Consider the following 24,879-nt stretch of genomic DNA (forward strand, 5'->3'; position numbering starts at 1 on the left):
CATCAACCCGTCAACTGGTTGTACCAGTTATTTCCGGTGGCCGGTGCGTGCCGTCCCGGTCACCCCTCGTATCCTTTCCGCCGTAGGCCGCCAGAGTGGAGGGGAGTCGGTGTGAGCGACCGGGTCGAGACGTTGGAGTTCCAGGCCGAGGCCCGTCAGCTGTTGCAGCTGATGGTGCACTCGATCTACTCGAACAAGGACGTCTTCCTGCGCGAACTGATCTCGAACGCGTCCGACGCGCTGGACAAGCTGCGGCTGGAGTCGCTTGTCGACAAGGAGCTGTCGGCCGACACCGCCGACCTGCACATCGAGATCGAGGTCGACAAGGACGCCCGCACGCTCACCGTGCGGGACAACGGAATCGGCATGACCCGCGACGAGGTGGTCCGCCTGATCGGCACCATCGCCAAGTCCGGCACCGCCGAACTGCTGCGCAAGCTGCGCGAGTCCTCCGACGCCGCCGCCTCCCAGGAGCTGATCGGCCAGTTCGGTGTCGGCTTCTACGCCACGTTCATGGTGGCCGACAGGGTGACGCTGCTGACCCGCCGCGCCGGGCAGGCCGGCGGCACCCGCTGGGAGTCCACCGGCGAGGGCACCTACTCGATCGAGGAGGTCGAGGAGGCGCCCCAGGGCACCTCGGTCACGCTGCACCTCAAGCCCGTCGACACCGAGGACAACCTGCACGACTACACGGCCGAGTGGACGATCCGCGAGATCGTCAAGCGGTACTCCGACTTCATCTCCTGGCCGATCCGGATGACTGTCGACAAGCCGGGCGAGGACGGCGCGACCACTCGCGAGGAGCAGACGCTCAACTCGATGAAGGCGCTCTGGGCGCGCTCGCGGGACGAGGTCGACGAGGCCGAGTACAAGGAGTTCTACCGGCACGTCGCGCACGACTGGGCCGACCCGCTGGAGACCATCCACATGCGCGGCGAGGGCACCTTCGAGTACGAGGCGCTGCTGTTCCTGCCCTCGCACGCCCCGCTCGACCTGTTCTCCCCGCAGGGCCGCCGCGGCGTGCAGCTCTACGTCAAGCGCGTGTTCATCATGGACGACTGCGACGCGCTGATGCCCAACTACCTGCGCTTCGTCAAGGGCGTGGTGGACGCGCACGACCTGTCGCTGAACATCTCGCGGGAGATCCTCCAGCAGGACCGGCAGATCCGCGCGGTGCGCCGCCGGCTGGTCAAGAAGGTCCTCGCCACGCTCAAGGACATGTCCGCCGAGTCGTACCGCACGTTCTGGACCGAGTTCGGGCCGGTGGTCAAGGAGGGTCTGCTGGAGGACCCGGACAACACCGAGACGCTGCTGGAGCTGGTGCGCGCCGCCAGCACCCACGACCCGGCCGAGCCGACCACGCTGCGCGCGTACGTGGAGCGGATGCGCGACGGCCAGACCGAGATCTACTACGCCACCGGCGAGAACCGGACCACCATCGAGAACTCGCCGCACCTGGAGGCGTTCCGCGCCAAGGGCTACGAGGTGCTGATCCTCACCGACCCGGTGGACGAGGTGTGGGTCGAGCGGGTCGGCGCGTACGACGGGAAGACGCTGCGCTCGGTCGCCAAGGGCCAGGTGGACCTGGAGACCGACGAGGAGAAGGAGAAGGCCGAGGCGGAACGGCAGGAGTACGCCGACCTGCTCACCTTCCTCGGCGGCGCGCTCGCCGACAGCGTCAAGGAGGTGCGCCTGTCCACCCGGCTGACCACCTCACCGGCCTGCGTCGTGGGCGACGCGCACGACATGACGCCGACGCTGGAGAAGATGTACCGGGCCATGGGCCAGGAGGTGCCCCAGGTCAAGCGGATCCTGGAGCTGAACCCGGCCCACCCGCTGGTCACCGGGCTGCGCAAGGCGCACGGGGAGGGCGGCGACCCGGCCGCGCTGACCGAGACCGCCGAGCTGCTGTACGGCATGGCGCTGCTGGCCGAGGGCGGCGAGCTGGCCGACCCGGCCCGGTTCACCCGGATCCTGGCCGACCGCCTGGCCCGCGGCCTGTAGCGGTGAGGCGGGGCCCCTTCTCGTCGCCGGCGCGACAAGAAGAAGGGGCCCCGCCTCACAACTGGCCGGGGAAGAACCCGTGCCGGGCCAGCGGCTCGACGATCTGGTGCTCCTCGTACGACAGGTGCGACAGCAGCGTGTCGGTGAGCAGGTCCACCGCCTCCTGGAGTCCGGTGAAGTCGCCGGGCCGGCGGACCAGCTCCACGAGCGCGCGGTCGACGCTCTCCACCACGCCGTGGATCACCACGTGTTCCTCCTCGAGGCGGTCCAGCACGGCGGCCAGCCCGGTCTCGGAGCGGCGCAGGTGCGGGAAGATCGAGGCGTCCTCAAGCCCGTGGTGCTGGGTGACCATGGTGCAGTACGCCGCGCAGTAGGCCCCGAGCGTCCAGTTGTTCTGCCGCATGGTCATCTCGTTCAGCGCGGCCCGCGCCCGGCCCGGCGAGACAGTGCCCTGCTTGACCTGTTCCAGCAGGTCGCGCACCTGGGCCAGCTCCTGGCGCAGGTGGTCGTGCACGTCCACCAGGTGCTGCCCGGCGGCCTGTCCCCGGGGCGGGTAGACGTGCCCGGCCGGCGGCGGCGGGGCGCTCGGGCGAGTGGACTCGTCCCAGGGGCGGCGCGCGCTCAGGCGTACCCCCGGGTCCGGGGTGGGCGTGACCCCGAGCGTGCTGGGCGCGCCGGCGGCGGCCTGTTGCCCGGTGGCCGCGCGGGGCTCGGGCGGGGTGCGCTCGGCGGCGACCAGCTCGCGCACGGCGGGCGCGACCTCCTGGCCGAAGATCTGGATCGCGCGCGGCTCGTCGCTGCCGAGGATGAACGTGGTGATGCCGTGCTCCAGCGTGAGCCCGGCCAGCTCCTCGACCCACTGTTCCGGCGGCCCGGCCAGGAAACCGGCCGACGAGCGGGCGAACGTGCCTGTCACGTTGAGCATGCGGCGGATCGTGGCCGGGTCGCGTCCGGCGGCCCGGGCGCCCTCCTCCACCAGCGCGTTCAGGGCGGGCAACTCGTCGGGACCCTTCGGCAGGTACGACAGCGACGGCAGCCAGCCGTCCGCGGCGCGGCCCACCAGGCGCAGCATGCGCGGCTTGTACGCGCCGACCCAGATGCCCACCGGGTGGGCGGGCGCCGGGCCGCGCTTGGCGCCGACCACCCGGTAGTGCTCGCCGTCGACACGGATCATGCCGCGGTGGCCGGTGTCCCAGACCTCGCGGATCACCCGGATCGCCTCGTCGAGGGCGTCGACGGCCGCGCCGGGGGACAGGCGCCGCCCGCCCGTTGCCTCGATCGCGTCCCAGAAGGCGCCCGCGCCGAGCCCCAGCTCGACCCGGCCGCCGGTGAGCAGGTCCAGGCTGGCGACGCTGCGCGCCAGCACCACCGGCTGGCGCAACGGCAGGTTGAGGACGTTTCCGGCCAGGCGGACGCGTTCGGTGGCGGCGGCCACGTAGGACATCAGCGTCCAGGTGTCCAGGAAACCCGGCTGGTACGGGTGGTCCTGGAAGGTGACCAGGTCCAGTCCGACCTGCTCGCAGAGCCGGGCCAGCGCCACCACCTGGTCCGGCTGCGCGGCGGCGGGGGTGAGGAAGCCGCCGAAGGTCAGCTCGTGTCCGTGATCGGTCATCCGTCCCGCCTCCCGTGATCTTGCCCAGTCCTGCCACGGTAGCGCCCGGTCGCCCGGCCGGGTGAAGGGCATCACAAGAAGTGGACGATCGGCGCAAAGCGCTCCTAGCGTCGGTTTCGTTCGCAGTAGCGGACACCGCGGGCCGGAAACGCCAAATCCCGCCGCCGGCCGCAGTCACCGAACCTCGTGCGGGAGCGGGGGAACCACACGTTCCACGGTGCATCGTCACCTCGGGGTGAAGCCGCCACCGGCGGCCGGGCTCCTCGGCCCGAACCCGACAGCTCACCTCGTCGGCGTGGAGGAATCCACATGGCAACCGAATACTCAGCCCGAAGCCGCCGTACCGCTCTCGGAGCGGTGATGGCCGGCGCCGCCCTCGGCGCCGCGACCCTGTTCGGCTCGGCCGCTCCGGCCAGCGCGGGCGTCAACTGGGACGCCGTCGCACGCTGCGAGTCGGGCGGGAACTGGAAGATCAACACCGGCAACGGCTACTACGGCGGGCTCCAGTTCTCCCGTGCCACCTGGAACGGCTACGGCGGCCAGAAGTACGCCGCCCGCGCCGACCTGGCCAGCCGGTCCGAGCAGATCGCCGTCGCGGAGAAGGTGCTGCGCGGGCAGGGCATCGGCGCCTGGCCGGTCTGCGGCAAGAAGGGCGGCTCGGCGAAGAAGAGTTCCGGGCCGGCTGCGGCCGAGAAGCGGTCAGGCGCGAAGAAGGCCGCGCCGCGGCGACCGGCCACGAAGAGGGCCGCGCCGGAGCGGGCCACCACCCTCGTCGCGCCACAGCCCAGGACCGGCACCGGGACGTACCTGGTCCGGCCGGGGGACACGCTGTCGGAGATCGCCGTGGCGCAGCGCGTGGACGGCGGCTGGCGTGCCCTGCACGAGCGCAACCGCGCGGTGGTGGGCGACGACCCGGGGCTGATCTTCCCCGGTCAGCGGCTGCGTCTGCGCTGACCGGTCTCGCGGACGCCCGGCCGCTTCACCCCGGCCGGGCGTCCGCGCCCGTGCGACACGCCGCGTTGCCGGTGTCCGGCCTGCTCGCGGCACCGGGACGCGGCCCGCGAGGGCCGGTAGGCGCGATTCGTCGGGGGCGGTTGCTAGGGTCACGGTCCTCGGCTAAGACGTGAAGAAAGCGCTGATATGACCAACGACCCGTTCTCGGCGGCGGCGAGCATCGACGAGCTGCTGACCCGTACGCAGCAGGCGCTCACCGCGATGCGCTCCCGGGCCTCGGCGCACGCCGACGGCGAGGCGGCCGACCTGCTGCGCGCCGAGGGCACGGCCGCCGGCGGCCGGGTCCGCGCCGTCGCCGTCCAGGGTGGCCGGCTGGATTCCGTGACGATCGACCCGGAGCTGGCCGGCGAGCCGCTGGACGTCCTCGGCGGGCACCTCGTCGCCGCCGCCAATGCCGCGCTGTCCGAGCTGGACGCCCAGGTCAGCGCATCTGCGCGGGCCGACGCCGATGCGCTCGCCGCCCGGCTCGGCAGCATGGGCGACCAGGCCGAGCTGTTCGGCCGCGCGATGCACGAGGCTGCCGCGCGGATCCACCGCGACCGCGGCACCGCGTCCCAGGGCGCCCGCCCGGCCTGACGAACCGGGTGCCCACCCGGACGACGCGACGAAGCGCCCGGCTCGACGCGATGCCGTCCGGCAAGCCGCGATGCCGTCCGGCCAGGCGCCGTGAGGGGCCCGGCCGGGCATGACGAGGCGGCCGGCCGTCGGGAGGACGACGACCGGCCGCGCTACGCCACGGTCAGCTCAGGGTGACCGCGGTGTCGTCGACGACGAAGGACGTCTGCAACGAGCTGTCCTCCACGCCGCTGAACGAGATGGTCGCCGTGGTGCCGGCCAGCGACGAGATGTCGAAGGACCGCTGCACGTAGCCGGTGGCCTTGTTCAGGTTGGAGTAGGTGGCCAGCGTGGTGCTGCCCGCCTTGACGGTGAGCTTGTCGTACGCGGTGCTGGTGGTCGACTCCGCGCTGTCGATGTGCAGCCAGAAGCTCAACGTCGCGCGGCATCCGGCCGGGATCGTCACCGACTGACTGAGCGTGTCGGTGTGCGACGAGCCGTACCCGTCCAGCCACGCCTTGTACGAGCCGCCGTGCGCGGCCTGGCCGCTGTCGGTGGTGATGACGCCGGACGAGGCGCTCCAGCTCACGTTGCCCGACTCGAAGCCCGGGTTGGCGAGCTTGTTGCCGGAGCAGCCGCCCGACGGCGGGGTGGTCGTGGTGCTCGGGGTGGGCGTCGGGCTGCCGCCGGAGCAGGTCGGGTCACCGGACTGGGCGGGCACGCTCACCGCGTCCCAGGCCGCCTTGACCGTGTTGAACTCCGTGCAGCTGCCCGGGTAGAGGTTCTTCGCCGCCTGCAGCGTCCAGGTGCGGTACTTCAGGTACGACGAGGACGAGGTCTTCAGGAGCATGCCGTTGTACATGATCTTGATGGCCTTCTGGATGCCCAGGCCGGTCACGCTGCTGCCGTTGCAGGTCGAGCTGGACGGCTGCCCGTTCGTCGGGCTGCTGCCGTTCGCCAGCAGGTAGAACCAGTGGTTGCCCGGCCCGGCCGCGGCGTGCACCTCGGTCGACGGGATGCTGCTGGAGTAGCAGTTCGGGTCGCCGAGCGCCGACGGGTTGTACATGTTGCGGATCGGGCCGGAGCCGACCAGGTTGATCTTCTCGCCGACCAGGAAGTCCGGCGCGTCGTAGCTGGACGGCTCGTTGGCGAACCACTCGGTGGCCGCGCCGAACGTGTCCGCCACGAACTCCTGCGTGCCGCCGCCGGAGATGCCGCCCGGGGTGTTGTCGTCGATGCCGTGGCCGATCTCGTGCGCCACCACGTCCAGCGAGCCGATCCACTGGCCGGCGGTGTTCTTGCCGATCTGCACCTGGCTGCCGTCGTAGTAGGCGTTCTGGTCGTTGAGGCCCACCCGGATCGGCCAGTAACCGCCGTTGCCGTTGGCGCCGTTGCGGCCCAGCCACTGGGCGAGCATCTTGTGCTCGGTCTGCGCGGAGAACAACGCGTCCACGCAGCCGGTCTCCTTGTTGGTGCCGGTGCCGTTGCCCCACACGTCGTCGGAGCCGCTGAACGTGGTGTTGTTCGCCGCGTCCTGGCAGCTCAGGTTCGTGACGGTCGGGTCCTTCATGGTGTACGTGGAGCCCGACTGGGTGGTGTTGAGCGTGAGCGGGCTGGGCCCGTTCCAGGCGCCGGTGCCGGTGCCGCGTACGACGTGTTCCTGCTTGCGCAGGACCGCGCCGGTGCGGGCGTCGACGTCGACGGTGAGCCGGCTGGGGCCGTCCGCGCTGGTGCCGCGTACCGTGGTCTCCCAGGCCAGCGCCGGTGTGGCGCCGAGCGTGTAGACCACGAGTGTGGTGCCCTCGACCGCGCTCACGGTCTTGAGCTGTGCGCGCGCCGTCTTCGTGGCGGCGGCCTGGGTGAGCGCGGGCGTGGTGGCGAGGGCGCCGATCGGGCGCTGCTGGGCGACCGAGGCGTACTTCAGGTTGCCGGCGGAGTCCGTGGCGAGCACGAAGTCGCCGCCGACCACCGGCAGCCCCTTGTAGGTGCGCTCGTAGGGAACGTACTGGGTGCCCTCGGAGGAGATGACCGGCTTCTGGACGAACGCGTCGTCGGTGCCGGCCTGCAGGTATGCGGGACGGTCCGCGACCAGCGCGCGGGCCGAGTCGGCGGCGGCCGCGCGGGCCTGGGCCGGGTTCGGGGCGGCGGGCCCGGGTGGCGCGGCCTGCACGGCCGCGGCGGTGCCGGCGGCGAGGATGCCGGCCGCGGCCGCGCCGGTGAGCGCGGCGAGGCGAGGTGAGAGTTTCACGGGGGTTTGCTCCTGTTCTACAGGCGCGCCGCACGGAGCCCGGTGGGGACGGGCGGCGCGGTGGTGCGAGGCAGGGTGACGGCCGGTCACCGGAGCTGCCGGCGTGGCTCCGGGTCGACAGATCGACCGTCGCGAGTCGCCGGGGGTCGGCGGCTCGCTGGTGCACAATCACACGCCGCGCGAGCCCGGAGCAATAAGTGACCTGGGCAACCACTGGCAGTCGGGCGTGTCGCCGCACGCGTCGATTCAGGCAACCATGATCTTCAATAGCCCCTGATCAGGGCGAACATTGCCGACGGTGGATGGGTGCCGGTGCAAATTGCGGACGTTGCCGCTGTGTGCGAATGGCGCGCATAGACGCGAGGCCGCCGCGCGTACCGCCGGGCGGCGGCCGAGTCGCCGCCCGGCCGGGTCAGCGCGGGCCGCGGGTCCGCGTCGGCGACACGGTGGGCGGCGGTGGCAGTGACGGCGTCAGCGTCGGCCGCGAGGTCGGCCGGCCGGTCGGGTCCGGGCTGGGGCTCGACGAGGAGGGGCTCGGGCTCGGGCTCGGCGAATCCGACCGCGTCGGCGCGGCGGTAGTCGGCGGCGGCGCCGAGCGGGTCGGCTCCGGGGTCTCCCCGGGGAACTTCGGCTCACCGAAGCGGTACTTCTCCGGGTCGAGCTTCATCGCCGCCGTCGCCCGGGTCATGAACTGCCGCCAGATCGGCGCGGCGCCGGTCGAGCCGTACACCTCGTAGCTGCCGTCAGTGGTCCGCAGCGGCTTGCCGTCGGTGGTGCCCAGCCAGACGGCCGAGGCGAGAGCGCCGGTCCAGCCCACCATCCAGGTGTGCACGTTCTGCGTGGTGCTCTGCCCGGCCTGCCAGGTGCCGGTCTTGCCGGCGGAGTCCCAGCCGTTGCCCAGCTCGGCGGCCCGCACGCGGCGCAGCGTCCAGTCGAGCTGGTCGATCGCCTCGCGGTCCAGGCCCAGATCCGTCGTACGGAGCTGCTCGGTCCACACGTCCTCGTCGTCCTTGCTCACCGACCGGACGAAGTGCGCGTCGGCACGCTTGCCGCCTGCGGCGAACGTGGCCATCCCGTTCGCGTGGTCCTGCACCGTGATGCCGTACTGCCCGATGCCGACCTCGGTGGAGAACCGCTTCGCGACCTCGTCGGCGGGGTCGCTGCGCAGGTCGACGCGCTGCGGCCGGGGATTGCCCCGGACCGTCTCCCACATCGACTCCACGCCGGCCTGCCGCGCCGTCTCGATCACCTTCGCGGTGCCCAGCTTCTCGGTCAGCTCGAAGTAGGTGACGTTCAGCGAGGCGACTGTGGCCTCCCAGAGCGCGCAGTCCGGCTGGCAGGCGGCGTGCTCGGCGTTGCGGATCGGCCCGGCCGCGCTGCCCTTGGTGCGCCCCGAGGCGGGGAACTCCTTGGTGTCCGGCGAGTCGAACCGCTGCTTCACCGAGATCCCGTCCCGGACGGCGGCGGCCAGGTCGTACACCTTGAACGACGACCCCGGCGGGTGCTGGCCGAAGCCGCGGGCCTCGCCGTTCTCGTCGGAGTACCAGCCGGCGTAGTCCGCGCCCGAGCCCTTGTCGCCGCCGTAGTAGCCGAGCACCCGGCCGGTCCCCGGCTCCACCGCCACCAGCGCCGCCTGCCAGTTGCGCGGCTGGCCGCGCACCGCCCGGGGCGCGGTGTCCCGCCGGATGTCCGCCGCCGCCTCGGCCGCGTCCTGCACGCGCTTGTCGATGGTGGTGACGATCCGGTAACCGCCGTCGCGGATCACCTCGTCGGGCTTGCCGCGGAACGGCTCGGTCTCACGCAGCTCGGCCAGCACGTGGTTGACCACCAAACCGGTCGGCCGGTCCAGGTCGGACCGGCCCGCGTCCTTGTCGATCGGCCGGACCATGTCCGGGTACGCGAGATCCGCCGCCTGCTGCGGCGTCAGGTAGCCGAGCTTGACCATGCCGTCGCGGATGTAGTTCCACCTGTCGATCGAGTTCTGCCGGGCCAGCGCGTTGCGGCGCGGGTCGTAGCCGGGCGAGCCCTCCGGGTCGGCCGGGTCCGCCTCCGGCTGCTTCACCATCGCGCAGAGCACCATCGCCTCGGCGGGCGTGAGCTGCCGGGCGGCGGGCGCGTCCCGGCGCACCGTCTTGCCGAAGTACGTCTGCGCGGCCGCCTCGATGCCGTACGCGCCCCGGCCGAACGGCACGGTGTTCAGGTAGAAACCGAGGATCTCCTCCTTGGAGTACGCGTCGTCGAGCTTCCACGCGATCACCGCCTCGCGCAGCTTCCGCGAGTAGGTGACCCCGCGCAGGTCGGCGGCGATGCGGGCGTACTGCTGGGTGAGGGTGGACGCGCCCTGCCGCTGCCCGCCGCTGACGTTGGCCCAGGCCGCGCGCAGCACGCCCTTGACGTCGATGCCCTGGTTCGTCCAGAAGGTGCGGTCCTCGGCCGCCACGATCGCCTGCTTCGCCGAGTCGTTCATCTGGTCGTACGGCACGATGGTGCGGTTCTGTGCGCCCAGCTTCGCCATCGGCGTGCGCCCGTCGGCGTAGTAGACGGTGGTGGACTCGGGCAGCGTCAGATCGCTCGGCGTCGGCACGCTGTCGAAGTAGTAGCCGCCGGCGACCAGACCGCAGCCGGCCAGCAGCGTGGTGACCGCGAGGACGGCGAGCAGACGCCGCCGCCTGCGCCGGGGACGCGCCGGGGCAGTGCCGCCCGGTTCCGGCGTGGATCCGCTGTTCCGCACGCGATACCTCCGACTGCTCGGCTGAGTCGTGCCCGGCTCGCAGGCTAACCGAGCCGCGCCGACCGCACCGGCCGACGACGGCTGCCGGTGTGGCGCGGGGCCGGGCCGGTGCGGAGTGCCGCCGCCCCGGTGGAGGGAACGGCCGTCAGCGCGCCGGCCGGCCGGGGATCCGGTCCTCGCGTTCCCGGCGGTCGGCCCGGCGGGTCCGCCACCTGTCGTTGCCGCCCGCGTGGAACGGCGCCGGCCGCCACAACGACCACACCCGTGTGCCGTCCGGGGCGGCGAAGGTCTCCCGTTCGGCGTACCCGAGCCGCCGCAGCAGCTCCTCCTGCTGCCCGGCGCACGGGTGCGCGTACGTGGGCAGGCTCAACGTGTCCATCCGGCGCTGCGCCGCGGTCAACGCCTGCGTCGCGCCGCCCCGGGGCGCGGCCAGCAGTGCCAGGTGGTTGTGCGCCTCCGCCGGCCGGCGTGCCGCCAGCCCGTCACCGAGGCGGCGGAACCGGTCCTCGTCCGGCCCGGCGGCGCCGGCGAGCCGGTCGGCGTACCGGTGGGGGGCGGGGATCGGCCGGTAGCGGTGGAACCACACGCTGGCGGCGCTGCCGTCGGGCAGCAGGAACGCGTCGCCGAACAGCAACGCGTGTTCGGTCCAGATCCGCGCCACGGCGGCGAGGACCGGCAGGCGGCGCGACGTGTCGGGGACGAGCCAGGCGGCCAGGGCGGTGGGCGCGAGGGCCTCGGCGACGAGATCGGCGATCCGGCCGATGTCGCACCAGCGGGCGCGGACGACGGGCAGGGCTGTGCTCATGGACGGACTCCTGTTTCCAGGGGTGGTCGGGTGGGGTCGGTTGCGGGCGCCGGACGACAGTCGACGGCGCGGCCGCGACGGGCGGCAGTCGGGCGGGGACGCGCACCGCTCCGGGCCGGAGACGGTGCCGGTGGACAGCCCGCTCAGGCGGGCCTGGTGTCGGGGCGCGACGTGCGCGACGGCGGTAGTGGTTCGGCCCCCGGCCGCGCGTACCGGTGGGTCGGTGTCGGCAGCCGCCAGCGGTTCGCGTCCGCGTCGGCGGCCTCGCTGTGCACCCCGCCGCCGCCGTGGGTGACCCGCTCGTGCCGTAGCGGCACGACGGGACCGGTCGTGGCGTGCGCCCGCGCGGGAGCCGGTGCCGGGGAGGCGACCGGACCGGCCGGATCAGTCGCATCGGTCACCACCTCGGGCATGTGGGTGAGGGCGGTGGCGGTGAGCGGGCCGGACGGCTGCCGGTCGGCGGCGAGCGCCTCCGGACCGGAGGCGACCCCCTGGGCGCCCCAGGCGACGGCCACGCCGCAGAGCAGCAGACCGAGGCGCAGCGTGTAGCGCGCCACCCGACCGGTCCGTCCCGACATTCCGCACCCTTCGGAGCCGCGCCCGGCGGCACGGATCGACGTCCCGCACTGTACCGAACGTGAGGGCCCGGGCACAGGAACGCCGCCGCCGGGGCGCCGGGCGCGTCGCGCCGGGCGCAGGCGTGGGAAACCGGCGGTCCGGGTACCAGCGGGGCCATGAACACGCGCACGGCCGAACGCCCGGACACCGCCCCCGCCCCCGCCGCGCCCCCGGCCGGTGTGGTCGCTGTCGTCGCCCACCGGAAGAAGACGTTCGGCGGCGGCCTCGACGAACTGCGCTCCCGCCTCGTCGGCGCCGGCGTCGGGAAACTGCTCTGGTACGAGGTGCCGAAGAGCCGCAAGGCGCCCAAGCGGGTCCGCGCGGCGCTGGACGCGGGCGCCGATCTGGTGCTCGTGTGGGGCGGCGACGGCATGGTGCAGCGGTGCGCCGACGCGCTCGCCGGCAGCGGCGTGCCGATGGGCATCCTGCCCGCCGGCACCGCCAACCTGTTCGCTGTCAACCTCGGCATCCCGGTCGACCTGCCCGAGGCGGTCCGCATCGCGCTGCACGGCCGCCGCCGCGAGCTGGACCTCGGCCGGATCAACGGCGAGCACTTCGCGGTGATGGCCGGCGCCGGCTTCGACGGCGACCTGATCCGCGACGCCGACCGGCAGCTCAAGGGCCGGTTCGGCCGGATCGCGTACGTCTGGACCGGGCTGCGGCACGTGCGCGGCGAGTGCGTACGCACCCGCGTCCGGGTCGACGGCGCGGACTGGTTCGACGACGAGGCGAGCTGCGTGCTGTTCGGCAACGTCGGCACCATCACCGGCGGCATCCCGGCCTTCGACGACGCCCGCCCCGACGACGGGGCGCTGGAGGTCGGCGTGGCCACCGCCAGCGGCGCTGTGGACTGGGCGCGCACGCTGGGCCGGATGGCCGCCGGGCGCTCCGAGGAGTCGCCGTTCGTCCGGATCACCCGGGGTCGCAAGATCACCGTGCGGTTCGACGCGCCGAAGACGTACGAGCTGGACGGCGGCGCCCGGGGCAAGGCGAAACGGCTCAAGGTCAAGGTGGTCCCGGGCGCGCTGACGGTGTGCTGCCCCGACCCGGCGGACTGACCGCGCCCGGGCCGGGGCAGGATGCCGGAATGCGCGACGACATCCGCGACTACCTGGCCGAAGTGGTCCGCCGCTCCCGGGACGTGCTCGGTGAGGACCTGGTCGGCGCGTACGCGGCCGGGTCGGTCGGGCTGGGCGCGTACCAGCCGGGACGCAGCGACGTGGACGTGGCGCTGGTGGCCGCCGGGCCGATGCCGGAGCCGGACAAGCGCCTGCTCGTGGACCGGCTGCGGCACGAGTCGCTGCCCTGCCCGGCGCGCGGCCTGGAACTGGTGGTCTACCGCCGTGACGTGGCCGCCTCCGGCACCTCCGAGCCGGGCTTCGAGGTCGAGCTGAACACCGGCGCGACGATGCCGTTCCGGGCCACGTACGACCCGGCGGACCGGCCCGCCGCCGACGGGCGGTTCTGGTACGCGCTGGACCGCGGCATCCTGCGCCAGTCCGGCCTGGCGCTGCTCGGCCCGCCCGCCGCCGACGTGTTCGCCGACCCGCCGCCGCAGGCGCTGCGGGCGCTGCTTGCCGACGCGCTGCGCTGGTGGCTGGCGCTGCCCACACCGCCCGGCGACGAACCGGCCCCCGGCACGGAGGACGCGGTGCTCGGCGCCTGCCGGGCGTTGGTGCGCCACCGCGACGGCGTCTGGCTGAGCAAGGTCGACGCCGGGCTGCGGGTGGCCGCCGACGACCCGGACGCCGTGCTGATCCACGCCGCGATCGAGGCCCGCCGGGGCGGCCCGCCGCCGTCCGGCCCTGCTGCCCGCGCGTTCCAGCGGCGGATGCTGGACCGGATCATCGCGGACTGAACCGCGACTACTGTGAGCCGGGGAGGTGCGGTGATCATGACGGAGCTGAGCGCGTCCGCGCGGGCCGGACTGGAAGCGGTCGTGCCCGGCGGCGTGGCGACCCGGGCCGCTGACCGGCTGCGGATGGCCCACGACGCCTCGCACTACCTGCTGCACCCCGGCGCTGTGGTCACGCCGCACGACGCCGGCCAGGTCGCCGCGCTGCTGGCGTACGGCGCCCGCACCGGCACCCCGCTCACGTTCCGCTCCGGCGGCACCAGCCTCAGCGGCCAGGCCGTCACCGACCGGCTGCTCGTCGACGTGCGGCGGCACTTCCGCGACCTGACGGTGCTCGACGACGGGCGGCGGGTCCGGGTGCAGCCGGGAGTGGTGCTGCGGCAGGTGAACGCGCGCCTCGCGCCGTACGGCCGCAAGCTCGGCCCCGACCCGGCCAGCGAGTCCGCCTGCACGGTCGGCGGCGTGGTCGCCAACAACTCCAGTGGCATGACCTGCGGCACCGAGTTCAACACGTACCGGACGCTGGACTCGCTGGTCCTCGCCCTGCCCAGCGGCACCGTGCTGGACACCGGCGCTCCCGACGCCGACGCCCGGCTGTGCGCCGCCGAACCGGACCTGCACGCCGGGCTGCTGCGCCTGCGCGACCGGGTACGCGGCAATCCCGACTCGGTGCGCCGCATCCGCGCCCAGTACGCCATGAAGAACACCATGGGGTACGGCGTGAACGCGTTCCTCGACCACGACGACCCGGCGGACCTGCTCACCCGGCTCGTGGTGGGCAGCGAGGGCACGCTCGCGTTCGTCGCCTCGGCGACGTTCCGCACCGTACCCGTGCACCGGCACGCCGCGACCGGCCTGCTGGTCTTCGAAACCCTGGGCGCGGCGATGGCCGCCATGCCGGCGCTGGTGGCCGCCGGGCCGGCGGCGATCGAGCTGCTCGACGCCGCCGCCCTGGGTGTCGCCCAGCGCGACCCGAAGGCGGACGCCGCGCTGCGTGGCCTGGCCGTGCGCGGGCACGCCGCGCTGCTCGCCGAGTGGCAGGAGTCCGACCCGGCGGCGCTCGCCGACCGGGTCGCCGACGCCGGGCCGGTGCTCGCCGGCCTGCCGCTCAGTGCCCCGGCCCGGCTCAGCGGCGAACCGGCCGCCCGCGCCGCGCTGTGGCACATCCGCAAGGGCCTGTACGCGGCGGTGGCCGGCGCCCGCCCGTCCGGCACCACAGCGCTGCTGGAGGACATCGCCGTCCCGGTCGAGGCACTGGCCGGCACCTGCGCGTCGCTGGCCGAGCTGTTCGAGCGCCACCGGTACGCCGACAGCGTCATCTTCGGCCACGCCAAGGACGGCAACCTGCACTTCATGCTCAACGAGCGCTTCGACGGCGGGCTGGCCCCGGCGCGGTACGCCGACTTCACCGAGGAGATGGTCGACCTGGTGCTCGGCCACGGCGGCACGCTGAAGGCCGAGCACGGCACCGGCCGGGTGATGGCCCCGTACGTGCGCCGCCAGTTCGGCGACGAGCTGTACGAGGTGATGCGCGAGCTGAAGACGCTCTGCGACCCGCACGGCGTGCTCAATCCGGGTGTGCTGCTCAGCGACGACCCGGAGATCCACATGCGGCACCTCAAGACCGTGCCGACGGTGGAGGAGGAGGTGGACCGATGCGTCGAGTGCGGCTACTGCGAGCCGGTCTGCCCCAGCCGCGACCTCACCACCACGCCCCGGCAGCGCATCGTGCTGCGCCGGGAGATCGCCGCCGCGCGGGCCGCCGGTGACGCCGCGCTGGTCCGGGAGCTGACCGGCGCGTACGACTACGACGCGGTGCAGACCTGCGCCGTCGACGGCATGTGCGCCACCGCCTGCCCAGTGCTGATCAACACCGGTGACCTGGTGAAACGGCTGCGGGCGGAGGAACACGGCCGGGCGGCGGGGACCGCGTGGCGCGGCGCGGCCCGGCGCTGGGGTGCCACCACCCGGAGCATGGCGCGCGGACTCGACCTGGCCGGGGCGCTCCCCTCCGCGCTGCCCGAGGCCGCCACCCGGGCGGCACGCGCGGTCCTCGGCGCCGACCGGGTGCCACTGTGGCAGCGGGACCTGCCCCGGGGCGGCACCGCGCGCCGCCCGCACCCGGCCGACGACCCGGACGCCGTGTTCGTCCCGTCCTGCCTGGGCACGCTGTTCGCCCCGGCGCAGGGCGGCACCGGCGTCGCCGCCGCGCTGCTCACGCTCGCCGAGCGGGCCGGCGTACGCCTGCTCGTGCCGGACGGAGTCGGCGACCTGTGCTGCGGCACCCCGTGGTCGTCGAAGGGCCTGGTCGAGGGCTACCGGGCGGTGCGCGACCGTGTCCCGCCGGTGCTGCGCGCGGCGAGCCGCGACGGCACGCTGCCGGTGGTCAGCGACGCCGCGTCCTGCACCGAGGGCTTCGAGCGGCTGCTCGACGGCGCCGGGGACCTGCGGGTGGTCGACGCGGTCGCGTACACCGCCGGTGAGCTGCTGCCCCGGCTGACGGTGCGCCGCCGGATCGGCTCGCTCGCGCTGCACCCGACCTGCTCGTCGGTCCGGCTCGGCCTGGACGACGCGCTGTTGACCGTGGCTCGCGCGGTCGCCGACGAGGTGGTGGTCCCGGAGGGCTGGCAGTGCTGCGGCTTCGCCGGTGACCGGGGACTGCTGCATCCGGAGCTGACCGCGTCGGCCACCCGGGCCGAGGCCGCCGCCGTGGCCGACCGCCCCTTCGACGGGTACGCCTCGGTGAACCGCACCTGTGAGATCGGGCTGGCGCGGGCCACCGGGCAGCCGTACCGGCACCTGCTGGAGCTGCTGGCCGAGGTGACCGCGTGACGCGCAGCTGGCGGCTCGCCGCTCTGATGCTCGTCGGTGTGGCGGTGGCCGCCGGTCAGGACACGCCGGTGTCGGCGACGGTGGGGTTCCTGGCGTTCGCCGCGCTGGCGGCGCTCTTCTCGCCGCTGGCGTTTCCCCGTTCGCTGACCTCGGCGCAGGCGCGGCGGCGCAGCGCCGACGACGGCCGGCCGGTGATCTACTGGCGGCCCGGCTGCACGTACTGCCTGCGTCTGCGCCTGCGGCTGGGCGGGCGGGCCCGGCGCGCGTACTGGGTGGACATCTGGCGCGACCCGGAGGCCGCCGCCGCCCGGGCGGTGACCGGCGGCGACGAGACGGTCCCGACCGTGGTGCTGCCGGACGGGGCCGTGGTCAATCCCGACCCGGCGTGGCTGCGGGCGCGGCTCGGCGCCTGACCTGGTGAACCCCGGCACGGGGCGGCCCGACGGGCATACCGTGCGAAGGGGGCGTCACGGACGGCGCCCGCGAAGGGGGAACGATGTCGGCCGGGATGTTGTCGGGGCGGGTCGCCGTGGCCACCGGCGCGGCGCGGGGGATCGGCCGGGCCGCGGCGGTGGCGCTGGCGCAGGCGGGCGCGGACGTCGCCGGGATGGACGTCGCCGGGCCGGTCAGCCCGATCCTGGACCTCCCGCCCGCCACCCCGGACGACCTGGCCGAGACCGGCCGGCGGGTCACCGCGGCCGGTGCCCGCTGGTCGGCGCACGTCGCCGACCAGCGGGACATCGGGGCGGTACGCGCGGTGGCCGAGGCGGTGGAACGGGAACACGGCGGCGTGGACGTGCTGTTCGCCAACGCCGGCATCCAGGCGTTCGCGCCGCTGCTGGAGATGACCGACCAGCACTGGCACGACCAGATCGACGTGAACCTCACCGGCGCCGCCAACGTGCTGCGGGTCTTCGCGCCGCTGCTGGTACGGCGCGGCGGCGGCCGGATCGTGGTCACGTCGTCCACGCAGGGGCAGCACGGCACCACGAACGGGTCCGCGTACTCGGCGTCCAAGTGGGGGTTGATCGGGCTGGTCAAGTCGGCCGCGCCGGAACTCGGGCCGCACGGCGTGACGGTGAACGCGGTGATCCCGGGCCTCGTCGACACCGCGCTGACCCGGCACCGGGACCGCTACGTGCAGGCGCTCGTCGAGGCGGGGAAGTCGCCGTCGGGCGACCTGGCCGAGGTGGAGCGGGAGGCGGTGGCCGCCCTGCGGGCGAAGACGCCGCTGGGCGTGCCGTGGGTGGAGCCGGAGGACGTCGCGCCGCTGGTGGTGTTCCTCGCCTCCGACGCGGCCCGGATGGTCAGCGGCACGTCGTTCGCCGCGACGGCGGGCGACAGCGCGCACGTGACCGCCTGACCTCACCGGGCTGCCGCTGCCGGCGGTCGTGGCTAGGCTCGGGCGATGCGTCGATCGAGCCGGCCGAACCGGAGTTCACCGGCCTGGCCGACGTGGTGCCGGGGCTGGTCACCGCCGTCCAGCCGGTCGACGACGCGCCCCGCTACCACCTCGACATCGAGACCGACGACGTCGCGGCCGAGGTCGAGCGGCTGTGCGGGCTGGGCGCCACGCCGGCGCCCCGGCCGCGAGGGCCGGGGCGCCGGTGCCGTACGTCAGGAGCCGTACGGCAGCGTGACCGTGGAGCTGTTGCCGACGCCGAGGATCGTGGGTGCGCCGCCGATGGCGTTCCACACCTCGACGCGTACCATGCCGCCGGACAGGTTGCCGAGCGTGCCGCTCGCCGAGAGCAGGCCCTGGGTCTGCCGGTAGCGCTCCGCGCCCGGGATCGGGTCGGTGGCGAAATAGCGGTAGGTCTCCACCCGCTCGACGCTGCCGTTGCCGGTCAGGTCGTAGGAGACCCGGATCTGGACGCCGTTGCCGACCGCGGTACCCGCGTCGACGGCCAGGTCGAAGGCGGTCGCCCCGCCGGTGTACGTGCCGGTCAGCCCGGTGGCGGTGAACACCTGCGGGTTTCTCGGCGTGCCGTCGGAGTTGCCGTTCGCCGCCGCCACGCTCACCGTGCCGCTCGTGCCGGCGGTGCCGTCCAGTCCGCCGCCGGAGCGCAGGTAGCGGACCGGCTTCAGCGGGGTGCCGCTGGTCGGGCTGGGGCTGGCGGTGGTCGGCTTCGGCGTCGGGCTCGCGCTGGTCGGGGACGCGGTGGGCGTCGCCGTGGACGGGGGACCGGTCGGCACCGTACCGCCGCCGGTGGCGTTGCCGCCGCTCCACGTGTACGCACCGGAGGTAGCGGTCTTCCCGGCCGGCACGGCGAGCGTGACGCCGTTGGAGAACGTGACGGTGAGCGGCCGGGCGGTGATGTTCGACGCCACGTAGGTGCGGGCGCCGTTCTTGACGAACACCTTCGCCAGCGGGTGGTTCGCGGTGACTGTGGTGTCCACGGTGCCGAGCGCGGCCAGGTTGCGGATCCAGTGGAACGTGTGCGCCTTGCTCTCGCCCTCCTCGCTGGTGAATCCGCTGTTCGCGCGGAAGTTGCGCAGTGCCTGCTCGCCGTCGCCGAGGGCCAGGAACTCCCAGACGATGTCCTGCCACACGGTCGGCGGGCCGCCCTTGTTGGTGACCAGCTCGGCGTAGTTGGCCTTGACGTACTCCGGGAAGTCGCCCAGGTAGAGGTGGCCGCCGGTGATCGGCAGCATGTTGATGCCCTGGATCATCTCCGGCGCGGCGGAGAACCAGGTCGAGTACGATCCGCCGTCGCCCCACACCATGCCGACCGTCCTGTGCCCGAACGCGGCCGGGAAGTTCTGGTCGTACACGTCGAACCAGTACTCGGAGATCGCCGCGGACTGGGTGGTCCACAGGTAGACCCCGGCGTCGCGGACGGCGGTGTCGCCGGTGGCCTGGCCCCACTGGATCAGCGCGTTGGCGAAGTTCATCCCCTCCGACGAGGACTCCTGGTTGTTGCCGGCGAAGAACGGCGCCAGCCCGGAGGCCCAGTCGTGCCCGGCGTAGATGTCGAAGTCCCGCAGGTAGGGGAAGCGGCTGTCGGAGCGGTCGTAGTTGTTGGCGTCGCGGATGAGCAGGTCGACCATGCCGCCGTAGCGGCTGTCGTCGGCCCAGCCCGGGTCGAACTTGGCGAGCGTGGCGGCGGCGGCGATGAAGTAGCCGTAGTGGAAGTGGTGGTCGTTGAGGTCCTCGTCGGAGCCGTACGACGCGGGGTAGCCGATCAGCGTGCCCCAGTTGCGGTCGTAGTAGAACAGCTGGCCGCTCTCGCCGGAGCCGGCGGTGAGCCAGTTGGTCAGCCGGTTCCGCATCGCGTTCAGCGCCGCGTCGCGGACCGACGTCTGCCCGAGCTGGTCGGCGATCTCGGCGAGCCGGGCGGCCCGGCCGAGCCCCTTGCCGGCCCAGTAGGTGTCGGTGCCGCTGACACCCTCCGGGTTGCCCTGCTCGGCGTTCAGGTAGCCGGTGACGGTGGACAGGTCCGCGCCGCTGGAGTCGCCCACGGCGGGCACCTCGGGCAGCACGCCGGTGAAGCGCATGGTGGTGGTGAACGACGGCACGCCGGTGAGCACCCGCATGGCGCCGCGCGCCGAGACGTACGTCTGACCGATCGGGGTGGCGCCGGTGAGGCTGCGCCACTGGTGCGGGTAGAGCGAGACAACGGTCTTCGCCTCGCTGCCCTCGCGGGGCGTGGTGGTGAACGCGTACGTGGTGCGTACCGTGCCGGCGGACGGGTCGTACGCGTAGCTCATCCGGGTGCCGGTGACGTGGGCGTGGGCGTACCGGCCGTAGGTGTCGGCGAGAGCGGCCCGGTCGCCGCCGCCGGGCAGCACCGCGACGGAGAAGTACCCCTTGCCGGCCAGCGTCGAGCTGATGCCGGTGCCGCTGACGGTCCAGGTCGCGCCGCTCGGGGCGTACGCGACGTAGTCGTGGTCGCGGACGGTGAAGCCGATGGTGGCGCCGGAGTTGCGCCAGACGGTGGGTGTCCCGGCGGTGGTGAGCTGCGCGGTGCCGCCGTTGACCGTGTAGTAGCTGAACGGCAGGCCGTGGCCGATGGTGGCGCGCATGGTGCGGCTGCCGTCGCTCCAGTCGGCCGTGACCGTCCAGTCGGTCCAGTCGGCGGCCCTCACCACCGGCGCGGTCAGCCCGGCCAGCCCGACGCGGACGTCCTCGGTGTACGGGTAGTGGAACTCACCGACGCCGGTCGCGGTGCCGCTGATCGCGGGCGTGGTGGTGTACGACAGTCCGAGCCCGTTGTTCTCCGCCTTGTAGGCCAGCGGGTGGGCGTGCAGGACCTCGCTGCCCGTGCAGTTGTTGCGCTTCCAGATCAGCGAGGACCACCAGTCGTTCGTGGGGATCGCGCCGGCCGGCGCGTCGGCGGTGGCGTACGTCCTCGGGTTGGTGCTGATCGCGCCGCAGCCCTTCGGCAGCAGGGCGCCGGCCGGTCGCGTCTCGGTGTAACTGCCCGCGCCGACGGCGCCGGCGGTGGCGGTGCCGCCACCGGCGACCACGACGCCGAGCAGGCCGGCGGCGAGCACTGCGGCGGCGACGAGGGCGGTGGCCCGCAGGCCGCGTCGGCGGGCCGGGGACGGGCCGGTCGCGGTCGGGGGCACGGGGTCGGGGGAGAAGTCCCGCAGGAGGGTCATGGAGGTCCCCTTCACGAGGAGAAGGCGGGGGTTCGGGGTGGTGGTCCGGTGCCGTGAGAGCGCTCTCTTGAGATGCGACATTAAGGTTCGGGTTACGGATCCGTCAATGTCTTGTTACCAAAGAGAGCGCTCTCCGGCGTTTGGGACCGATCCGCCGGTCCTCGTCGGAAGCGCTCTGACCAGTACCGACACGCGCCAGAGCGCCGCCCCCGGCCCAGGCGGCCGGGGGCGGCGTGAGGGACGCCCGCGTCTACCCTGAGTCAGGCTGCGGTGGCGGTGAGGCTGCGCGCCGCGACGGTGCCCGGCGTACCGCCGGCACCGGGCCGGTCGGCGCCCGGCTGCCCGGTGACGACGGGACGCGACGAGGCGGGCTGGCGGGGCGCGGCGGGCTGCCGCGGCGTCCGGGCGGCGCTCAGCCCCGCCTGCGCGTTGTCCCACGCGGCGCACGGCCACGCCGCCCCGGCGCAGCTCGGGCTGGCGCAGGCGCGCTCGTCGTCCGGCTGGTGCGCGTCGGCCACCGCGGCGGCCAGGTCCCACAGCAGCGGATCGGTCACCTCCGCGGGGCGGTCGGCGACGCGGTCTGTGCTGGCTTCGGACATGATTCGGTCCCCCTGTCGTGAACGGCCCCCACCTGTTTCCGGAAACCGCCCGGGCCAAACCTGCGCCCGCCCGGGCGCGGACATAGGCTGACCGGCGTGGCGAGGTACTACGACCTGCATCCGGACAACCCCCAGCCCCGCGTGATCCGGCAGGTGGTGGACCTGCTGCGCGCCGACGGGGTGATCGCCTACCCGACCGACTCCTGCTACGCGCTCGGCTGCCGGATCGGCAACCGCGACGGCGTGGAGCGGATCCGGGAGATCCGGCGGCTCGACGACAGGCACCCGTTCACGCTGATGTGCGCCGACTTCTCCCAGCTCGGCCAGTTCGTCAAGCTCAGCAACGCGGTCTTCCGGCAGGTGAAGTCCGTCATCCCGGGCAGCTACACGTTCCTGCTGCCGGCCACCGCCGAGGTGCCGCGCCGGTTGCAGGACCCGCGGCGGCGGGTGGTCGGCGCGCGTGTGCCCCGGCACGCGGTGACCCAGGCGCTGCTGGCCGAACTCGGCGAGCCGCTGCTGACCAGCACGCTGCTGCTGCCCGGCGAGGAGGAGCCGATGACCCAGGGCTGGGAGATCAAGGATCGGCTCGACCACCTCGTGGACGCCGTGGTCGACGCCGGTGACTGCGGGCTGGAGCCGACCACCGTCGTCGACCTGTCCGGACCGGAGCCGGAGATCCTGCGCCGGGGCGCCGGCGACCCGGCCCGCTTCGAGTAGCGATCACCGATTCCGTCCCGCCGGGCCGCCGCCGTGGGGCACGGTGGGACCGGCGGACGGTGACGGGGGTACGGCGTGGAAGCACTCGTGCTGATCACCGTGCTGGGCGCCACGGTCCTCGTCGGCACCACCATCGGCGGGCGGTACAGCGTCGCGCCGCCGGTCCTGCTGATCGCCATCGGCGCGCTGATCGGCCTGCTGCCGCCGTTCGACCACCTGATCCTCGAACCCGAGGTCGTGCTGGTGCTGTTCCTCCCGGCGATCCTCTACCGGGAGAGCCTGGTCGTCAGCCTGCGCGAGATCCGCGCCAACCTCACCGTGATCGTCGGGCTCGCCGTGGTGCTGGTGATCGTCACGATGGCCGCCGTCGCGTACACCGCGCAGGCCCTCGGCGTGCGGCCGGCCGCCGCCTGGGTGCTCGGCGCGGTCCTGGCCCCGACCGACGCCGCCGCCGTGGCCGGCCTGGCCAAGCGGATGCCGCGCGGCATCCTCACCACGCTGCGCGCGGAGAGCCTGGTGAACGACGGTACGGCGCTCGTGCTGTTCGCCGTCGCGGTCGGCGTGATCGCGGGCGGTACGGTGCCGGGCGCGTTGACGCTCACCGGCGAGTTCGTCGGCAAGTCGGCCGGCGGGGTGGCCGCCGGCCTGCTCGTCGGCGCGGTGGTGGTGCTGATCCGCAAGCACGTCGACGATCCGATGCGCGAGGGCGGGCTGAGCATCCTCACCCCGTTCGTCGCGTTCCTGCTCGCCGACGCGGTGCACGCCAGCGGTGTGCTCGCGGTGGTGGTGTCCGGGCTGCTGCTGTCCTACGCCGCGCCCCGGGTGATCCGGGCCCGCTCCCGGATCACCGCGTTCGCGTTCTGGGACCTGGCCACCTTCATGGTCAACGGCGGCCTGTTCGTGCTGCTCGGCACGCAGGTGCCGCGCTCGCTGCGCGGCATCACCAGCCACTCGCCGGCCGCGTCGCTCGGCATCGCGGCCCTCGTCGCGGTGGTCGTGGTGGTGATCCGGCTGGCCTGGGTGCACCTGTCGGTGTCGGTGCTGCAACGGGTGGACCGGCGGGGGTCGAGCCGGGCGCGGCACTTCGACGGCCGGATGCGCACCGCCGCGGGCTGGGCCGGCTTCCGCGGCGCCGTCTCGCTCGCCGCGGCGCTCGCCGTGCCGGTCACCATGCACGACGGGAGCCCGGTGCACGAGCGTGACCTGATCATCTTCGTCACCGTCGTGGTGATCGTGCTGATCATGCTGGTGCAGGGCACCACGCTGCCCGCCGTGGTCACCTGGGCGGGCCTGACCGGCGACCGGGAACGAGACGAGGAGGTGCGCTGGGCCCGGATCCGGGCCACCGAGGCCGCGCTGGAGGCGCTGCCCCGGGCCGCCGGCGAGGTGGGCGCCGCGCCGGACACGGTGGACCGGCTGCGGGCCGACTACGAGGAGCACCTGGCCGCCGTCCGCGATCCACCCGGCGAGGACGCTCAGGGGGAGCGGGAGCTGGCCCGGCAGCTGCGGCTGCGGGTGCTCGACCACAAGCGGCAGGAGGTCACCCGGCTGCGCAACTCCAACCAGATCGACGACGCGGTGCTGCGGCAGCTCCAGGCCGCCATCGACATCGAGGAGATCCGCCTACTCGGGCCGGAGATCGAGGAGTGAGCCGGCCGGCCGCCACCGGTAGGGGTGGCGGCCGGCGTGGCTCAACGCGGGTCGACAGCGACTACCGTGTACGGGGTGGTCGGCGTCGGCGGGGTGGTGAACCGGCCGTTCGGCAGGTAGAGCCGGCCGAGCGCGGCGGCCACCGTGGTCGGCACGTCGAAGCCCGGGTCGGTGATGACGCCGCGCGCCACGCCGGCCGAGCCGGAGCGGTTCAGGTCGACCACGGCGACCTGGTTGAGGAAATTCTGCACCACGTACAGCGTGCGGCCGAGCAGCAGCAGGCCGTCACCGTTGACGAAGGTGCTGCCGGGTACGTCGACCGTGGTGGTGACGCCGGTGGCCGGGTCCACCCGGAACAGCGTGCCGGTGTTCGACTGCACGACGATCAGCGCCCGCCCGTCCGGGGTGGGCACGATGCCGTTGAGGTTGACGCCGGTGCCGCTCTGCTGGAAGTCGCCGGTCAGCGGGAGCGTGGTGAAGCCGCCGGCGGGCGGCAGCGTGCCGCCGCGTCCCAGCGGCAGGCGGTAGAGCACCGGCCGGTTCGAATCGGTGAACCAGGCGGCGGCGCGGGTGAGCGTCACGTCGTTGACGAACGTCGGCGCCTCGGCGAACTGGTAGCTCGCGAGCACGGCGCCGGTGCGGGTGTCGATCACCCGGGCGTCACCGGCGGTGCCGCCGGCGACGAAGAGCCGGCCGCGCGGGTCGACCTTCAGGCCGAGCGACGGGGTGCCGGTGGCGGGGCTGACCTGCCGGCCCGCGCCGGTGATCAGGTCGGCGCGGTAGATCTCGCCGGTGGCCCGCGAGCCGAACCAGGCGTACCGGCCGGCGGCGGCGACGCCCTCCGGCTGGAAGCCGTCCGGCAGCGCGATGACCGTGGGACGGCGGTCGTGGGCAGCGGCGGCGGGGGCCGGCGCGGCGGTGGTGACGAGGGTGGCGGCCAGGGCGACGCCGAGGGTGGTCCTGATGCGTCGGTTCACTGTGGTCCTTCCGGGCGAAACGGTGGAACAGGACCTACCCCACTGTACGGTCGGCGC

General features: G+C 73.8%; 18 protein-coding genes, 1 pseudogene and 1 riboswitch. Of the genes and pseudogenes, 11 read left to right on the plus strand and 8 right to left on the minus strand.

The genetic code is table 11. The features are described from left to right. Window positions 1-111: 111 nt before the first annotated feature. Window positions 112-2,004 carry a molecular chaperone HtpG gene (gene htpG, locus AB0B20_RS16330; RefSeq protein WP_357471422.1) on the plus strand — a complete coding sequence of 631 codons (1,893 nt, stop codon included), beginning with the start codon at window positions 112-114 and terminating at the stop codon, window positions 2,002-2,004. Between the two features lie 55 nt (window positions 2,005-2,059). On the opposite strand, the gene AB0B20_RS16335 is transcribed toward htpG, so the two are convergent. After that, window positions 2,060-3,616: an LLM class flavin-dependent oxidoreductase gene (locus AB0B20_RS16335; RefSeq protein ID WP_357471426.1), complete on the minus strand. Its 1,557-nt coding sequence runs from the start codon at window positions 3,614-3,616 to the stop codon at window positions 2,060-2,062. Window positions 3,617-3,781: 165 nt separating this feature from the next. Beyond that, window positions 3,782-3,927: riboswitch (cyclic di-AMP (ydaO/yuaA leader) on the plus strand. On the opposite strand from AB0B20_RS16335, the gene AB0B20_RS16340 reads away from it, so the two are divergent. Both AB0B20_RS16340 and AB0B20_RS16345 read left to right on the plus strand, forming a co-directional pair. Then, window positions 3,926-4,570, plus strand: a complete 645-nt coding sequence (locus AB0B20_RS16340; RefSeq protein ID WP_357388697.1) for a transglycosylase family protein — start codon at window positions 3,926-3,928, stop codon at window positions 4,568-4,570. It overlaps the preceding riboswitch by 2 nt. Before the next feature lie 186 nt (window positions 4,571-4,756). Further along, a complete protein-coding gene (locus tag AB0B20_RS16345) occupies window positions 4,757-5,206 on the plus strand; it encodes a YbaB/EbfC family nucleoid-associated protein (protein ID WP_357388695.1) in 450 nt (149 codons plus the stop codon). 163 nt (window positions 5,207-5,369) lie between these two features. Here AB0B20_RS16345 and AB0B20_RS16350 read toward each other — a convergent pair whose 3' ends face one another. The 4 genes from AB0B20_RS16350 to AB0B20_RS16365 form a co-directional block, all read right to left on the minus strand. Further along, window positions 5,370-7,433 carry a M4 family metallopeptidase gene (locus AB0B20_RS16350; protein WP_357388693.1) on the minus strand — a complete coding sequence of 688 codons (2,064 nt, stop codon included), beginning with the start codon at window positions 7,431-7,433 and terminating at the stop codon, window positions 5,370-5,372. A 412-nt stretch (window positions 7,434-7,845) separates the two neighbouring features. Beyond that, window positions 7,846-10,164 carry a transglycosylase domain-containing protein gene (locus AB0B20_RS16355; RefSeq protein ID WP_357388691.1) on the minus strand — a complete coding sequence of 773 codons (2,319 nt, stop codon included), beginning with the start codon at window positions 10,162-10,164 and terminating at the stop codon, window positions 7,846-7,848. Between the two features lie 145 nt (window positions 10,165-10,309). Then, a complete protein-coding gene (locus AB0B20_RS16360; RefSeq protein WP_357388689.1) occupies window positions 10,310-10,969 on the minus strand; it encodes a hypothetical protein in 660 nt (219 codons plus the stop codon). A gap of 143 nt (window positions 10,970-11,112) precedes the next feature. After that, window positions 11,113-11,547, minus strand: a complete 435-nt coding sequence (locus AB0B20_RS16365; protein WP_357471430.1) for a hypothetical protein — start codon at window positions 11,545-11,547, stop codon at window positions 11,113-11,115. A 156-nt stretch (window positions 11,548-11,703) separates the two neighbouring features. On the opposite strand from AB0B20_RS16365, the gene AB0B20_RS16370 reads away from it, so the two are divergent. The 6 genes and pseudogenes from AB0B20_RS16370 to AB0B20_RS16395 form a co-directional block, all read left to right on the plus strand. Beyond that, window positions 11,704-12,645, plus strand: coding sequence for a diacylglycerol kinase family protein (locus tag AB0B20_RS16370; protein ID WP_357471433.1), 942 nt, complete (start codon window positions 11,704-11,706; stop codon window positions 12,643-12,645). Between the two features lie 29 nt (window positions 12,646-12,674). After that, entirely contained in the window at window positions 12,675-13,445 is a 771-nt protein-coding gene (locus tag AB0B20_RS16375) for a nucleotidyltransferase domain-containing protein (protein ID WP_357471436.1), read from the plus strand. A 36-nt stretch (window positions 13,446-13,481) separates the two neighbouring features. Further along, on the plus strand, window positions 13,482-16,274 hold the full coding sequence (locus AB0B20_RS16380; RefSeq protein ID WP_357471439.1) for an FAD-binding and (Fe-S)-binding domain-containing protein: 2,793 nt from the start codon (window positions 13,482-13,484) through the stop codon (window positions 16,272-16,274). Continuing rightward, entirely contained in the window at window positions 16,271-16,687 is a 417-nt protein-coding gene (locus tag AB0B20_RS16385; protein WP_357471442.1) for a glutaredoxin domain-containing protein, read from the plus strand. Before AB0B20_RS16380 ends, AB0B20_RS16385 begins: the two co-directional genes overlap by 4 nt. Window positions 16,688-16,770: 83 nt before the next feature. Next, complete coding sequence (locus AB0B20_RS16390) at window positions 16,771-17,637, plus strand: SDR family NAD(P)-dependent oxidoreductase (protein WP_357471445.1); 867 nt, start codon at window positions 16,771-16,773, stop codon at window positions 17,635-17,637. Between the two features lie 95 nt (window positions 17,638-17,732). Then, a pseudogene (locus AB0B20_RS16395) lies at window positions 17,733-17,867 on the plus strand (VOC family protein); the annotation flags it as partial. 24 nt (window positions 17,868-17,891) lie between these two features. Here the strand turns inward: AB0B20_RS16395 and AB0B20_RS16400 are convergent. Both AB0B20_RS16400 and AB0B20_RS16405 read right to left on the minus strand, forming a co-directional pair. After that, window positions 17,892-20,879, minus strand: a complete 2,988-nt coding sequence (locus AB0B20_RS16400; RefSeq protein WP_357388675.1) for a glycosyl hydrolase — start codon at window positions 20,877-20,879, stop codon at window positions 17,892-17,894. 260 nt (window positions 20,880-21,139) lie between these two features. After that, a complete protein-coding gene (locus AB0B20_RS16405; protein WP_357471449.1) occupies window positions 21,140-21,478 on the minus strand; it encodes a hypothetical protein in 339 nt (112 codons plus the stop codon). A 96-nt stretch (window positions 21,479-21,574) separates the two neighbouring features. Here AB0B20_RS16405 and AB0B20_RS16410 point away from each other — a divergent pair, with 96 nt between their 5' ends. After that, complete coding sequence (locus AB0B20_RS16410; RefSeq protein WP_357391254.1) at window positions 21,575-22,195, plus strand: L-threonylcarbamoyladenylate synthase; 621 nt, start codon at window positions 21,575-21,577, stop codon at window positions 22,193-22,195. A gap of 75 nt (window positions 22,196-22,270) precedes the next feature. Beyond that, window positions 22,271-23,845, plus strand: coding sequence for a Na+/H+ antiporter (locus AB0B20_RS16415; RefSeq protein WP_357391252.1), 1,575 nt, complete (start codon window positions 22,271-22,273; stop codon window positions 23,843-23,845). A gap of 41 nt (window positions 23,846-23,886) precedes the next feature. On the opposite strand, the gene AB0B20_RS16420 is transcribed toward AB0B20_RS16415, so the two are convergent. Next, window positions 23,887-24,822 (minus strand): superoxide dismutase, encoded by a 936-nt coding sequence (locus tag AB0B20_RS16420; RefSeq protein ID WP_357471452.1) that lies wholly within the window; start codon window positions 24,820-24,822, stop codon window positions 23,887-23,889. Between the last annotated feature and the right edge of the window lie 57 nt (window positions 24,823-24,879).

The sequence above is a fragment of the Micromonospora sp. NPDC049151 genome, assembly GCF_040648395.1.
GTDB lineage: Bacteria > Actinomycetota > Actinomycetes > Mycobacteriales > Micromonosporaceae > Micromonospora.